General features: G+C 75.6%; 10 protein-coding genes. 1 reads left to right on the forward strand and 9 read right to left on the reverse strand.

The features are described 5' to 3' along the window. Positions 1–167 precede the first annotated feature (167 nt). Both ACFVU7_RS18120 and ACFVU7_RS18125 read right to left on the reverse strand, forming a co-directional pair. Positions 168–1,766 carry an ABC-F family ATP-binding cassette domain-containing protein gene (locus ACFVU7_RS18120; protein WP_049658446.1) on the reverse strand — a complete coding sequence of 533 codons (1,599 nt, stop codon included), beginning with the start codon at positions 1,764–1,766 and terminating at the stop codon, positions 168–170. A gap of 236 nt (positions 1,767–2,002) precedes the next feature. Then, on the reverse strand, positions 2,003–3,013 hold the full coding sequence (locus ACFVU7_RS18125; protein ID WP_117490068.1) for a hypothetical protein: 1,011 nt from the start codon (positions 3,011–3,013) through the stop codon (positions 2,003–2,005). A 369-nt stretch (positions 3,014–3,382) separates the two neighbouring features. Here ACFVU7_RS18125 and ACFVU7_RS18130 point away from each other — a divergent pair, with 369 nt between their 5' ends. Beyond that, entirely contained in the window at positions 3,383–4,624 is a 1,242-nt protein-coding gene (locus tag ACFVU7_RS18130; protein WP_388045924.1) for a glycoside hydrolase family 26 protein, read from the forward strand. 4 nt (positions 4,625–4,628) lie between these two features. Here ACFVU7_RS18130 and ACFVU7_RS18135 read toward each other — a convergent pair whose 3' ends face one another. From ACFVU7_RS18135 to ACFVU7_RS18165, 7 genes are read right to left on the reverse strand one after another with little or no spacing between them, the layout of a single operon-like run. Continuing rightward, positions 4,629–5,789 (reverse strand): GNAT family N-acetyltransferase, encoded by a 1,161-nt coding sequence (locus ACFVU7_RS18135; protein WP_079271932.1) that lies wholly within the window; start codon positions 5,787–5,789, stop codon positions 4,629–4,631. After that, entirely contained in the window at positions 5,786–6,766 is a 981-nt protein-coding gene (locus tag ACFVU7_RS18140) for a Wzz/FepE/Etk N-terminal domain-containing protein (RefSeq protein ID WP_388045926.1), read from the reverse strand. Before ACFVU7_RS18140 ends, ACFVU7_RS18135 begins: the two co-directional genes overlap by 4 nt. 49 nt (positions 6,767–6,815) lie before the next feature. Continuing rightward, complete coding sequence (locus ACFVU7_RS18145) at positions 6,816–7,931, reverse strand: glycosyltransferase (protein WP_388045928.1); 1,116 nt, start codon at positions 7,929–7,931, stop codon at positions 6,816–6,818. Continuing rightward, complete coding sequence (locus tag ACFVU7_RS18150) at positions 7,928–8,779, reverse strand: polysaccharide deacetylase family protein (RefSeq protein ID WP_380777209.1); 852 nt, start codon at positions 8,777–8,779, stop codon at positions 7,928–7,930. Before ACFVU7_RS18150 ends, ACFVU7_RS18145 begins: the two co-directional genes overlap by 4 nt. Continuing rightward, positions 8,769–10,505, reverse strand: a complete 1,737-nt coding sequence (locus ACFVU7_RS18155) for a lipid II flippase MurJ (protein WP_074001613.1) — start codon at positions 10,503–10,505, stop codon at positions 8,769–8,771. Before ACFVU7_RS18155 ends, ACFVU7_RS18150 begins: the two co-directional genes overlap by 11 nt. Next, the gene (locus ACFVU7_RS18160) at positions 10,502–11,848 is read right to left on the reverse strand and encodes an O-antigen ligase family protein (protein ID WP_387825710.1); all 1,347 of its coding nucleotides are present in this window, start codon (positions 11,846–11,848) and stop codon (positions 10,502–10,504) included. Before ACFVU7_RS18160 ends, ACFVU7_RS18155 begins: the two co-directional genes overlap by 4 nt. A 7-nt stretch (positions 11,849–11,855) precedes the next feature. After that, positions 11,856–13,379, reverse strand: coding sequence for a sugar transferase (locus ACFVU7_RS18165; RefSeq protein ID WP_074001615.1), 1,524 nt, complete (start codon positions 13,377–13,379; stop codon positions 11,856–11,858). Between the last annotated feature and the right edge of the window lie 226 nt (positions 13,380–13,605).

A 13,605-nucleotide genomic window follows, 5' to 3' on the forward strand; every position in this document is an offset into this window, starting at 1 on the left:
TGCCGCCGTTTGCCGAAAAAGAGCTGATCAGCAGCGTCGGCCCGACCACGATCGAGTGGCGGGCCGACGGAAAGTCCTTAAACGGAATCCAGGTCTACTTCATTCCCGGACACGCCGAAAGGACTAGATATTCTCATCCAAAAAGCGGATCTCGCGTCTACTTCCGGTCAGGCCAGCGAGACCAGATCGGCGTAGCCCGGGTTCCACAGGTCCTCCACGCCGTCCGGCAGCAGGATGATCCGCTCCGGGTCGAGCGCCTCGACCGCGCCCTCGTCGTGGGTGACCAGCACGACGGCGCCGGAGAACTCGCGCAGCGCGCCCAGGATCTCCTCGCGGCTGGCCGGGTCGAGGTTGTTGGTGGGCTCGTCGAGCAACAGCACGTTGGCGGAGGAGACCACCAGGGTGGCCAGCGCCAGACGGGTCTTCTCACCACCGGAGAGCACCCCGGCCGGCTTGTCCACGTCGTCCCCGGAGAACAGGAAGGAGCCGAGGATCTTGCGGATCTGCACCAGGTCCGTGTCCGGCGCGGCCGAGCGCATGTTCTCCAGGACGCTGCGGTCCGGGTCGAGCGTCTCGTGCTCCTGGGCGTAGTAGCCGATCTTCAGGCCGTGGCCCGGGATCACCTCGCCGGTGTCCGGCGCCTCCACCCCGGCCAGCATCCGCAGCAGGGTGGTCTTGCCGGCACCGTTGAAGCCCAGCACGACGACCCGGGAGCCCCGGTCGATCGCCAGGTCGACGTCGGTGAAGATCTCCAGCGAGCCGTAGGACTTGGACAGGCCGCTGGCGGTCAGCGGGGTCTTGCCGCAGGGGGCCGGGTCGGGGAAGCGCAGCTTGGCGACCTTGTCGTTCACCCGGACCTGCTCCAGGCCGGAGAGCAGCTTGTCGGCGCGGCGGGCCATGTTCTGCGCGGCCACCGTCTTGGTCGCCTTGGCGCGCATCTTGTCGGCCTGCGCGTTCAGGGTCGCGGCCTTCTTCTCGGCGTTGGCGCGCTCGCGCTTGCGGCGCTTCTCGTCGTCCTCACGCTGCTGCTGGTACTGCTTCCAGCCCATGTTGTAGACGTCGATGGCGGAGCGGTTGGCGTCCAGGTAGAAGACCTTGTTGACGACCGTCTCGACCAGGTCGACGTCGTGCGAGATGACGATGAAGCCGCCCTTGTACGTCTTCAGGAAGTCCCGCAGCCAGACGATCGAGTCCGCGTCCAGGTGGTTGGTGGGCTCGTCGAGCAGCAGCACGTCGGAGTCCGAGAAGAGGATCCGGGCGAGCTCGACGCGGCGGCGCTGACCACCGGAGAGGGTGTGCAGCGGCTGGGCGAGGATGCGGTCCGGCAGACCCAGCGCGGCGGCGATGGTGGCGGCCTCGGCCTCGGCGGCGTACCCGCCCTTGGTGAGGAACTCGGTCTCCAGCCGGGCGTACTTCTTCATCGCGTTGTCCCGGGTGGCGCCCTGGCCGTTGGCCATCCGGTCCTCGTTCTCGCGCATCTTCTTCAGCACGGTGTCGAGGCCGCGGGCGGACAGGATGCGGTCCTTGGCGAGGACGTCCAGGTCGCCGGTGCGCGGGTCCTGCGGGAGGTAGCCGACCTCGCCCGAACGGGTGACGGTTCCGGCGGCCGGCAGGCCCTCGCCGGCCAGCACCTTGGTGAGCGTCGTCTTGCCGGCGCCGTTGCGGCCGACCAGGCCGATCCGGTCACCGGCGGCGACCTTGAAGCTCGCGGACTCGATCAGGATCCGGGCACCGGCACGCAGTTCGAGGGCGTTGGCGGAAATCATGGCTGGGGACTACTCCTGGGACGTGGGCGGGCGGCCGGGTGCGACGGACCCGGGGCCGGGTTGGCATGAGGGGGGCTTCATCGGCGGTCGGCGCGGCCCTCGCGGCGCCGCCGCCCGCTATTGCCCGGAGAAGATAGCCATGACGGCAAGTCTACCGGGCCCCGTACCGCCCCCGGGGAAGTACCGCCCAGGGGTATCCACCGGCCCGCCGGCCCACCGACCGGAGGCCGTCCCGGCTACTGGGGCTGCCCGGCCGGCTGGTCCCCCGCGGGGGCTCCGGCGGCCGCCGGGGCGTCCGGGGCCGGGTTCCCGGCCGGGTCCTGGCCGGCGGCCGGGTCCGCCGCGCAGCCGCCCTGCGGCCGGACCGCCGCGAACGGCGCCCCCACACTGCCGCAGGCCGTCTCGGGCGCGGCCGCCTTGGTGTCGAACACCCGGGGCGGGACGACCGGGCCGTCGGTGATCTCCACCCGGCTGCGGTCCAGCACCTTGACCGTGGCCGTCGGGCCGGTGCTCGTCGACCAGCCGTTGCTGTCCAGCCGGTAGCCGGTGATGCCGCCGGAGACGGCCTGCCCGCCGCTGTTGGTGCAGGTGCGCGGGATCAGCACGGCGTAGTCGGTGTGGACGGCGCGCAGCGGGTCGTAGACGCAGCCGCCGGAGGGCTTGTCGTTGTAGCGCAGGTCGCCGTCGGCGTCGCGCAGGCCCATGGTGAGGTTCGGGGTGACCAGGGCCAGCCAGGGCGAGCCGTCCCGCTGGACGGTGTGCAGCGCGGCCGCGGCCCGCTGCTTGGCGAGCGCCTTGCGCTGGGCGTCGGTCCGCTTGTCGGCGCCGGGCTCGCCGTCGCCGTGCAGCCAGTCGGCCAGGCCGGGCACCACCCGGTGCCAGCGCACCTCGTGGTCGCCGGGGCGCACCGAGGTGACCATGCCGTCGTCCCAGACCACGATCGCGTTGTCGCCGGCCATCGCCAGGTAGAGCGCCTCGACGCCCTCGCGGCGGTAGGACCAGGCCTGCTCGCCGGTCTGCTGGTGGAAGGCCTCCAGGCCCGGGCCCACCCGCAGGTCGAGGTCGGCCGAGCCGAGCGACTCGGAGTTCACCGGCGTCGCCCCCGCGTCGCCCGGTCCCGCGACCCGGTCGCCGAACGGCACCGGCTTGTTCGCGTGCGCCGCCGCCCCGGCCGCAAGGACCAGCACCACCGCCGAGGCAGGCAGGATCGAGCGGGGGGTCAGTACACGCAGAGGCTTCCAGGACACGGCCGGAGCGTACCTTTCACCGGGTACGCGAGTCAGCCCGGTTCCGCCGCCGCCGGGCCCCGCCGGGCGTCCACCGGGCCCCGCGCGCCCTCCCCGCGCGCCCGCCCGCCCACCTGCGCCGTCGGGGCCGTGGCCGCTCCGCCGGGTCCGCCGGAGCGGGCCGGACGGGCCCGGCCGGACCGTTACAGATCTGATACCTGAGCACCGGCCACCGGTCGTTGCGGCAGACGGCGTTCGAATGGCGCCCACTTTAGGGTGACATTCGGCTTTTTCGTCCCCCTTCGGGCCTACTGTCGGCCAGCGGGGCGTCACGGTCCGTCCACGCCGAGACCGTGCGCCCCGCCCACGCGACGTCCGGAGGAGAGCACCATGCGAATCGGCCGCCTGACGCTGGCCGCCGCCACCCTGCTGCTGATGGCCACGGCCAGCGTCCCGGCGGGGACGCCGTTCAGCCAGACCGAACGGCACACCCTCTCCTCGGACGCCGTCGAGCCGCGCGGCGCGGCCCCCCGCCCTCCGGTCCAGCGGCCGAACCACGAGCCGCCGTTCGGCGCCTTCGTCGGCTCCTGGGACAACCACATCCCGCAGATCCGCCAGTACGCGCAGTGGCTCGGCGACGCGAACATGCAGGTCGGCCACACCTATCTGGCGGGCAACGACTGGAGCGACATCGAGGGCGAGGCGATGGTGCTCGGCCTCTGGTCGCAGTGGCGGCAGGCCGACCCGTCCCGGCTGCTGGTGCTCGGCGTGCCGATGCTGGTGCCCAACGAGGCGAACGTGCCGGACGGCGAGGTCGCCAGACTGCTCGGCCAGGGGGAGCGCGGGGACTTCGACGCGCACTTCCTCAAGCTCGCGCGCCGGCTGGTCGCGCTGGGCGGCGCGGACACCGTGCTCACGCTCGGCTGGGAGATGAACGGCACCACCTACACCCACCGCTGCAAGCCCGACCCGTCCGCGTGGAAGGCGTACTGGCGGCGGATCGTCGGGGTGATGCGCTCGGTGCCCGGCCAGCGCTTCCGCTTCGACTTCGCCCCCAGCCGGGGCCTGGACGCCGTCCCGTGGACCAAGTGCTACCCCGGCGACGACGTGGTCGACATCATCGGCATGGACAGCTACGACCAGCCCGCCGGCGGCACCTTCGACGACTACGTGCGCGAGCCGTACGGCCTCCAGGACCAGGTGGAGTTCGCCGCCAAGCGCGGCAAGCCGGTCTCGTACCCGGAGTGGGGGCTGTTCCGCAACGGCGACAACCCCGAGTACGTGCGCCGGATGGTCGACTGGATCCGCACCCACGACACCGCCTACCAGACCGTCACCGACTACTGTCCGCACGGCTTCTTCGAGTGCGACCGCAATCCCCGCTCGGCGACGACGTTCAAGCAGCTGATGTCCGGTTCGAAGGGGGCCCCGGCGCCGGAAGGGGTGCCGGCGCCGCCCACCGCCCCGGCACCGGCTCCGGAGGACCCGCCGGACGCGCCCGCCGTACCCGCCGCCCCCGCCGTGCCCGGGGGTGGCGCCACCCCGAGCCGGGCGGCGAGCCCGTCGACCCGTCCGACGGCCCCCAAGCCGACGCACAAGCCGACGGGCGGCGCGCGGCACGCCCGGCACTGAGCGGTCAGCTGCGGCGGCGGGCCAGCAGCGCCTCCTTGAGGCGGGGGAAGCGGGTGCGCAGCTGGTGCGCCGCCGCCTGCCGGGCGCGCACCGCCCCGGCCCGGACGGCGGCCGCCGGTGCCGCCCCCGCCGGGCCGAGCAGCAGCCGCTGGTTGGCCAGCTGGTCCGGCCGCCAGCGCTGCTTGTACGGCTCCTGGCCGCGCAGCAGGCCGAGCAGCGGGACACCGGCGCCGACCGTCTCGTCCAGCGCCGCGCTGAACAGCAGGCCGGCGATGTCCAGCCGCTCGCGCAGCACCGGGTGCGCCCCGTACATGTACAGCCCGCCGAAGGACGGGCAGAGCAGCAGCAGGTTGACCGCGACCAGCTGGCCGTCCAGGTGGAACTGGTGGACGGCGGCCCGGCCGGCGGCGACCAGTCCGGTGCTGGACTCGGCCAAGTGCCGGGCGAACCGCTCGGTGCGGTGCTCGGGCGTGACGCCGCGCGCCTGCCACTGCAGGAAGTGCAGCCGCAGCATCGCGTCCAGCGCCTGCGGCACCTCCGCCACCGGGGTCGAGCGGACCTCCACCCCGGCCTCGGCGATCTTGCGGAGCTTCACCCGGCTGCGCTGGGCGGTCTTGCCGGGCACCCGCTTGAGCAGCCGGTCCATCGGGACGGCCGGCAGGTACTGGCAGAGCGAGTCCTGGTAGCGGCGGCGGCTGCCGCGCCAGTGCCCGTACACCCGGTGCACCGCCGCCTCGGGGTGCACCTCGCGCAGCTCCAGCCAGTGCCAGGGGCGGGTGAGCGGGAGCGCGGCGGCGAACTCGGCGGCGGCCCGGTCGGCGCACTCGTCGTCGAGCAGGACGTCGGTGTAGTCGACCAGCCCGCCGCCGAGGCCGGTCAGGCCGCCGAGCGGCCCGCCGCGGCGCACGAAGGCGCCCGCGCCGACCAGCCGGCCGTCCCGGCGGACCAGCACCACGAGCAGGCCGCCGGGACGGCCGTAGTGGCGCCACCAGGAGCGCTGCCAGTCGGCGGCCTGGAAGAAGGTGGCGGTCCGGCAGCGGGCGGCCAGGTCGTCCCACTCCTCGGCGAGGGCGTCCAGGGCGTCGTCCTCGCAGCGCAGCTCGGTGGTCCAGGCCGGCGCCGTCGCCTGGGCGGGCAGGCCGCCTCTGCGGGTCTCGGTGCTCATCGACCGCCCCCGACCGGGGCGTGCTCAGCGGTGGCCGGGGCCGGCGCCTCGGCCGGGGGCTGCTCCGCCGCCGGGGGCTCGGCGGCGGCCTGCGTGTCGGCCTTCGCGGCGGGCTTCCCGGCGGGCTTCTTCTCGGCCTTCTCCGGGGCCTTCACCGGGGCCTTCACCGGGGCCTTCACGCTCTTGGTCCCGGCCTTGGGCTCGGTCTTGGGCTCGACCGCGGCCTTGGGCTCGGCCTTGGGACCCGCGGCGGGCTTGGGCTCGGTCCCGGCCCCGGCCGGCTCCTCGCGGCGCGGGCGCGGGGTCGTCGGGACGGCCACCGGCGCGGACGCGGCGGGGGCCTGCGGCACCCGCGCGGCCCGCGGCACCTGCGGCTCCTGCGGCGTCGCGGGGCTCTCGACGGCCTCCGGCGCCGCCGGGGCACCCCGGCGCCGGGTCATCATCACCAGCGCGCCCAGCAGCAGCCCGGTCGCGCCGCCGACCGCGACGTCCAGCTTCCCGGACGGCGTGGTCGGCCTGTCCGGCGCGGCGGCCGGGGAGAGCGTCACCAGCCGGACGTTGGTGTCCTTGCTGCTGGTGTTGGCGAAGGCGACCAGCGAGCGGGCCACCGCGTCGGCCGTCCGGGCGGCCTCCTGGGGGCGCTCCCCGGTCCCGGTGATCTCGATCATCGGGGCGTCCGGGGAGGTCGTCCCGTGCACCAGGGACTCCAGCTCGGACCGGGTGTGGCCGGTCTCGGCGGCTGCCACCCCGAGCACCTGCGGCTGCCCGGCCAGCCGGCCGTACGCCTGGGCGAAGTTGGTCGCGATCGCGGCCTCCCCGGGGTTCTGCGCGACCACGAGGACGTAGGCGTTCGCGGCGTACGACGGGGACGCGGCGACGGCGTACCCGGCGCCGACCGCGGCGCCCAGCGGAACCGCGAGCACCACCGGCCACCAGCGGCGGACCAGGCGGCGGGCGCTTCGGCGCGGTGTGGTCATGGGTGTTGCTCCTTGGGTCTGGTACGGCGGTTCCGGCGGTGGCGGGCGGTCAGACGCGGGCCAGCCGGTCGTAGAGGGCGCCCAGGTCGGCGGCGACCCGGACGATGTCGTAGTGGCCGACGGCCGGGGGGTGCGGCAGCGGGTCGGCGGTGTGCCCGCTGAGCGGCCGCAGGTCGCGCAGCGCGGCGGCGTAGGCGGCGGGCTCGGAGGGGACGCGGCGGGCCTGCGGGGCGGCCCTGGGCGGCAGTTCGTCGAGCGCCGGGCAGGCGCTGTAGCGCACCGGCAGCCCGGCCGCGAGGCCCTCCAGGACGCCGAGGCCGAAGGTCTCCGCGGTGGAGGGGGCGGCCAGCACGTCCAGGGCGGCCAGCAGTTCGGGGACGTCGTCGCGCTCCCCGGTGAGCACCAGCCGGTCCCGCACGCCGAGTTCGTCGGCCCGGCGCTCCAGCGCGGCGCGCTCCGGACCCTCGCCGACCAGCACCAGCCGGGTGGCCGGGTCGAGCTCGGCGAGCGCCTCGACCAGCACCTCGAAGCGCTTGCCGGGTACCAGCCGGCCCACCCCGCCGACCACCCAGCCCCCGTACGGCAGCCCGAGCTCGGCCCGCAGCCGGCGGCGGACGGCGGCCCGTTCGGCGGGCGGGAGGCGGTAGCGGGAGGTGTCGATGCCGTTCGGGATCAGCTCGATCCGGGTCGGCGGGACGCCCCAGGAACGCAGTGTCTGGGCGACCTGGCGGGAGACCGCGACGGTGGTGCTGCCGAGCCGTTCGGCCGCCAGGTAGAGGCCCTTGACGCCCCGGGTGACCGGGCGGCCCTCGATCACCCCGGCGTGCAGCGAGTGCTCGGTGGAGACCACCGCGCGCACCCCGGCCAGCCGGGCGGCCGTCCGGCCGTACAGCTGGGCCCGGTACAGGTGGGTGTGCACCAGGTCGTAGCGGCCGGCCCGGACCAGCCGGACCAGCCGGGGCAGCGCGCCGAGGTCCCGGTTGCCGCGCATGCCGAGGTGGTGGACGGTGACGCCGTCGGCGCGCAGCGCCTCGGCGACCGTGCCGGGGTTGGTCAGGGCGAGCACCTCGCACTGCTGGTGCGCCGGCAGGTGCCGCAGCAGCAGGTGCAGTTGGCGCTCGGCGCCGCCGGCGGCCAGGCCGGTGACGATGTGCAGCACCCTCATGGCCGGGGCTCCCGGCGGGCGTGGCGCAGCCCGGTGACGGCGTCCCGCAACCGGTGCCGGCCCTGCTTGGCGCGCAGCCGCCAGGCGCCGTCGCGGTCGCCGACGTAGCAGCGGGGCAGGGCGAAGCGGCCGGTGAGCGGGGAGTGCGCGATGGCGCAGGCGTGGTCGTACCCGGCGTCGCGCACGGCCAGGGCGGCGGGCAGGTCGACGGCGCCGTACGGGTAGCAGAACCCGGTGACCGGGCCGCCGACGGCCTCCTCCAGCAGGCGCCGGCTCTCCCGGGCCTGGACGGCGAGGGCCTCGGGCGGCAGGCCGGGCAGCGCCCGGTGGCCGAGGCCGTGCGAGCCGATCTCCCAGCCGGCGCCGGCGAGCCCGGTGACCTCCTGGACGGTGAGCAGCCGCTTGCGCGGGCCCTCGGTGTCCCAGCCGTTGTCCCGGCCGAGCAGGTCGGCGACCACGTACGCGGTGGCGGTGAAGCCGTACGCCTGGAGGGTCGGCACCGCGTACCGGGCGATGTCGGCGTAGCCGTCGTCGAAGGTCAGGCCGACCAGCCTGTCGTCCCGGCCGAGGGCGTGGGCCCGCATCAGCTCGCGGACGGAGACGCCGCGCCGGCCGCTCCGGTACAGCCAGCCGATCTGTTCGGCGAACCGCTCGGGGCTGACGGTGAGCCGGTAGGGGTCCTCCTGCTCGACCGCCACCGAGTGGTACATCAGGATCCACGGCGAGGCGGAGCCGGGGACCGGCGGTGCGCCGAGCGGGTGGCGGCTCCTGGGCGGTCGTGCCCGGTCCGGCGGTGCGCTGTGGAGGCCGGCCCGGGCCGAACGGACGGTTCCCCGTTCATTGTCCATCGGGACGCTTCCCTTCTTCGGCGGCGGTTGGCGGGTTCCGGACGGGCCCCAGGGCCCGGGCGAGGGCGAGGACCGGGCCGCGCACCTCGCGGGCGCCGAGCCCGGTGCCGAGGGCCGCGAAGGCCAGCGCCACGGTGAGGCCCCCGAGGAGGGTCGACAGCAGGGGGTCGGCGGCCAGCCCGGCGGCGGCGGTGCCGAGCACGGTGGCCCCGGCGGCGGCGGCCACCAGCCGGCCGTGGCCGCCGAGCACCCGGTGCAGCCGCAGCGGGATGCCGCGCAGCACCAGGCCGTGCAGCAGCAGTGCGGCGGCGGCGGTGATGCCGGCCGCGTTTCCGGCGGCCAGTCCCAGGGCGCCGAAGCGGGGCGTGGCGAGCAGGCCGGTGGCGACGGTGACGCCGAGGCCGAGCACCATCGCGGCGGCCGGGTACCAGTCCAGCAGCCGGCGGCCGTCCTCGGCGCCCGGGTCGTCGGCCCGGCGGACCACCGGGCGCAGCGAGAAGTACGGACGGACCATCACGCCGATCAGCGCCTGGGCGGGCAGGCCGAAGCTGTACACCCGGATGACGTCGGCGGTGGCGGCGGTGTCGTGCGGGCCGAAGGCGCCGCGCTCGAACAGCAGCGAGACCACCGAGGGGGCGCAGGCCATCAGGAAGGCGGTGCCGAACAGGACGACGGCCGCCGCCTGGCCGAGGTCCTTCTCCACCCGGTCGCGGGCGGCGGTGAGGTCCCCGGCGGCCAGCGCCCGGGCGACCAGCGGGAAGGTGACGGTGCAGATCAGCAGGCCCGCCGTCATGGCGAGCTGGGAGACCTTGGCGGCGTAGTTGAGGTGCGAGATGGTGCCGGGCGGCAGGGCCGAGCCGAGGTAGCGCTCGACGAAGACCTGGGACTGCCGGGTGAGCGTGAAGGCGGCCACCGGCAGCAGGGCGAGCGGCATCAGCACCAGGGCCCGGCGCGAGCGGCGGCCCCGGCCGGTGCCGGGCGGGCCCTGGCGCAGCCGGCGCAGGAACGGGCCGACCAGCAGACCGGCCATCAGCAGGCTGCCGCCCGCGACGCCGAGGGCGGCGGAGCGCACGCCGAGGTAGGAGTGGAGGCAGAGCAGGACGGCGAGGATGCCGAGGTTGTAGGCGACGTAGATGCCGGCCGGGGCGGTGAAGCGGTGGTGGGCGCGCAGCGCGGCGGCCAGGTAGCCGGCCACCCCGAAGGGCAGCACGGTGACCGCGGTGATCCGGGTGCAGGTGACGGCCAGGCCGGGGTCGGTGAGGCCGGGGGCGAGCAGGTCGACCAGTTCCGGGGCGCCCAGGGCGACGGCCAGGGCGAGGCCGCTGAGCGCGAGCAGCAGCCAGGGCAGGGTGGCGCGGACCAGTTGGCGGACCGGGTCGGGGGCGTCCGGGTCCTCCTCGCGCAGCACCAGGGCGAGGGCGAACGCGGGCACCATGAGGAAGGACATGGCGTCCTCGATCAGCAGCGGCGCGGCGGTCTCCGGGACGGTCCAGGCGACCAGGAAGGCGTCGGTGCCCTGGTTGGCGCCGAAGTAGCGGGCCAGCAGGAGGTCGCGCAGCAGGCCGAGGCCGGAGCCGGCGGCGCTGAGCACGGCGGTGATGCCGAAGGCCTTGGCGAGGAAGCCGCGCCGGGGGGCCGGGTGGGGCCCGGCGGACGGGTCCCCGCCGGGGGCGCCGCGGGGGGCGGGGAGGGGGGAGGCGACGGCGGCGGGCCGGTCGGTGGTCACCGGGCCGCTCCGGTGGTCGCCGGACCGGCGGCGGGGTGCCCGGGGTGCTGTGCGGCCGCGCGGGCGGCGAGGCCGAGGACGACGGAGGTCAGCACGGTGGTGGTGCCGCCGATGTCGGAGTACAGGAAGTCGACGAGGACCCAGGTGAGCAGGGCGAGGGCGGCGAGCCCGGGGCCGCGGCGGTGGCGCAGGCAGCCGATCAGCAGGGCGAGGAAGAGCGCGGCGTAGGCGGTGATGCCGATCAGGCCCTGCTCGCTGAGCACCAGGAAGTACATGTTGTGCGGGGAGAGCAGGGGTTCGCGCTGGAAGCCGATGGTGGCGTCGGCGGCGTCGCTGCCGGAGGACAGCCGCAGCGGGGCGTGGCTGTCGCGCAGTTGCTGGAAGGCCTTGGGGCCGGCGCCGTGCACGGGGTGGTCCTGCCAGATCCGTCCGGCGGTGGACCACAGGTCGTACCGGTCGGAGACGGACTGGTCGGGGGCGGCGGAGACGGAGCCGATCGAGCTGAGCCGCTTGGTGACGCCGGAGCCGCCGAGGCCGAGGCCGCCGACCAGGACGACCGCGGCGGCCAGGCCGAGGACGGCTCCGCGCAGCAGCAGCCGGGCGTCGACGCGCAGCAGCAGGACGGTGGCGGCGAGGCCGGTGGCGATCCAGCTGCCGCGGCTGAAGGAGACGGCCAGCGGGAAGGCGAGGAAGGCGGCGGCGGCGAACATCGCGCGGCGCAGCCGGGCGTTTCCCCCGGGGCCTCGCTCGCCGAGGGCCAGGGCGAGGGCGGCGAGCAGGCCGAAGCTGACCACGCTGGACATCGCCATGATGTCGAGCGCGCCGAAGGTGCCGACGGCCCGGATCGGCTGGCCGGTGTAGGAGGCGCCGGTGTGGGTGAGGTACTGCTTCGCGCCGACCACGCCCTGGATCAGCGCGGCGAGCACGAAGGAGCCGAGCACCAGGCGCTGGTCGGTGCGGTCGCGCAGGGCGCAGAGGACGGCGGCGGGGACCAGGACGAACACCTGGGCGAGCCGGACGAAGCCGGTGACGCTGGCGGCCGGGTCGGTCGAGCCGAGGGTGGCGACGGCGGCGGCGACCACGATCCCGCCGAACAGCGCGCAGGTGGTACGGCTGACCGCGGGCAGCCGCCCGCGCAGCAGGTTGAGCGCGGTGAGGGCGACCAGGGCCAGCGAGGCGAGGTCGGCGGCGGTGACGTGGACGGCGGCGGCGACGTCCTTCTCCCCGGTGGGCACGCAGACCAGCAGGACGGTGGCGGCGGCCAGCGGGCTGGTGCGCTCGGTGAGCGCGGGTAGGGCCGCCCGTAAGGCCGGGCGGGGGAAGGCGGGGAGGGTCAGGGCCACGAAGGGGTCAGCTCCCGTCCGGGTGGAGCATCAGGGCCGCGGTGCGGCACAGGATCTTGACGTCCTGCCAGAGGCTCCAGCTCTCGATGTAGCGGTTGTCGAAGCGGGCCCGGTCCTCGATGGAGGTGTCCCCGCGCAGGCCGTTGACCTGGGCCAGGCCGGTGAGGCCGACCGGGACGCGGTGGCGGTCCGCGTACTCGGGGTAGGCCTGGCCGAACCGCATGACGAAGTACGGCCGTTCGGGGCGGGGGCCGACCAGGCTCATGTCGCCGCGCAGGACGTTCCACAGCTGGGGCAGCTCGTCCAGCGAGCTCTTGCGCAGCAGCCGGCCGACGGCGCCCATCCGGTGGTCCTGGGAGATGTTCCAGCGGGTGGCGGACTCGTGTTCGTTGCTCGGGCGCAGGGTGCGGAACTTGAGGACGGTGAAGACCCGGCCGTCCAGGCCGGTGCGCTGCTGGCGGAAGAGCACGCCGGGGCCGGTGTCGAAGCGGACGGCGAGGGCGCAGAGCACCAGGACGGGGGCGAGCAGCAGCAGGCCGACCGCGGCGGCGGTGACGTCCAGGGCGCGCTTGGCGGCCCAGCCGGGGCGGCGCATCGCGGGGCTGCCGAGCCGCAGGCAGGGGAAGCCCCACAGGTGGTCGCCGCCGGTGATCGGGGCGGCGGGCAGCGAGCCGTACTCGCGCAGCGCGGGCACCAGCCAGACCTGGCAGCCGAGCCGGGCGGCGTCGCGCAGGGTGGCGGCGGTCTCGGCCTCGTCGGCGGCGCCGGCGGTGGCGATCACGTGCTGGACGCCGTGCCGGCGCACCTCGCGCTCCAGTGCCTCGCGGCCGCCGAGCACGGGCAGGTCGGTGTCGCCGGGCAGCAGCGGCGGGTCCGCGTCGAGGAAGCCGACCGGGCGCATCCCGTACTCGCCGTGCGCGCGGAGGGCGGCGGCGACCCGGCGGCCGAGCCGGCCGGCGCCGAGCACCAGGACGGGGCTGGGGCGGCTGCGGCGGATCCGCCGGACCAGGTGGTAGAGGACGGCGCGGCCGACGGCCACGATCAGCAGCTGGGCGCCGAGCAGGACGGTGAGCCGGGCCGGGCTGGCCGGGCCGCAGTCGGGCCAGTGGCCGCCGAGGCCGCCGGACAGGGTGACGGCGAAGGCGGTGGCGACCACGGCCCGGGCGGACAGCGCGGGCAGTTCGTCCAGGACGGACAGGGTGAGCCGGGGGCGGTAGAGGCCGCCGGCCAGGTTGAGCAGGAGCAGCAGCGGCAGGACGGCGGGGACGCCGAGCAGCGGGTCGAGCGGGGCGGCCGGGTCGAAGGCGCGGTTGGCGATGCCGCCGGCGGAGCACAGCGCGATGACGTCGGCCTGGACCAGGGCGAGTGACAGGGCCAGCCGGGAGCGGACCGTCCCACGGGACCGGTGCTGCGGCGGGACCGTCCGGAGGTGCGCCGCCCCCGCCGGCCGGTCGAGCAGCCCGGTGCCGGGCCGGCGGGGGCCGGACAGGGGTCCGCTCGATCGCGGCACACTCTCGTGGTCAATGGTCATCAGCGCACGATCTCCCCTGCTGTGTGCCCGGGGTGACGGTGCCCCGGCACCGGTTGGCGCGGGGCGGCCGTCCCGGCCCGGTGGGCGCGGTCCTGACAGCACCTGCTGCCGCTCGCGGCTTCCGGATGTCCGGCGGCGGGGCCGATCGCAAAGGAACTGGTCACGAAGAAGTCGGTCGCGAGGGGCCCAGCCGTGAATTCCCGACATGAAATCCGAACGAAGCAGG

The organism is Kitasatospora sp. NPDC058046 (genome assembly GCF_042885595.1).
Lineage (GTDB): Bacteria > Actinomycetota > Actinomycetes > Streptomycetales > Streptomycetaceae > Kitasatospora.

Coding starts and splice junctions, on each gene's coding strand:
- ACFVU7_RS18120 (WP_049658446.1), bottom strand. CDS start 1,766: ATGATTTCCGCCAACGCCCTCGAACTGCGTGCCGGTGCCCGGATCCTG.
- ACFVU7_RS18130 (WP_388045924.1), top strand. CDS start 3,383: ATGCGAATCGGCCGCCTGACGCTGGCCGCCGCCACCCTGCTGCTGATG.
- ACFVU7_RS18135 (WP_079271932.1), bottom strand. CDS start 5,789: ATGAGCACCGAGACCCGCAGAGGCGGCCTGCCCGCCCAGGCGACGGCG.
- ACFVU7_RS18140 (WP_388045926.1), bottom strand. CDS start 6,766: ATGACCACACCGCGCCGAAGCGCCCGCCGCCTGGTCCGCCGCTGGTGG.
- ACFVU7_RS18145 (WP_388045928.1), bottom strand. CDS start 7,931: ATGAGGGTGCTGCACATCGTCACCGGCCTGGCCGCCGGCGGCGCCGAG.
- ACFVU7_RS18150 (WP_380777209.1), bottom strand. CDS start 8,779: ATGGACAATGAACGGGGAACCGTCCGTTCGGCCCGGGCCGGCCTCCAC.
- ACFVU7_RS18165 (WP_074001615.1), bottom strand. CDS start 13,379: ATGACCATTGACCACGAGAGTGTGCCGCGATCGAGCGGACCCCTGTCC.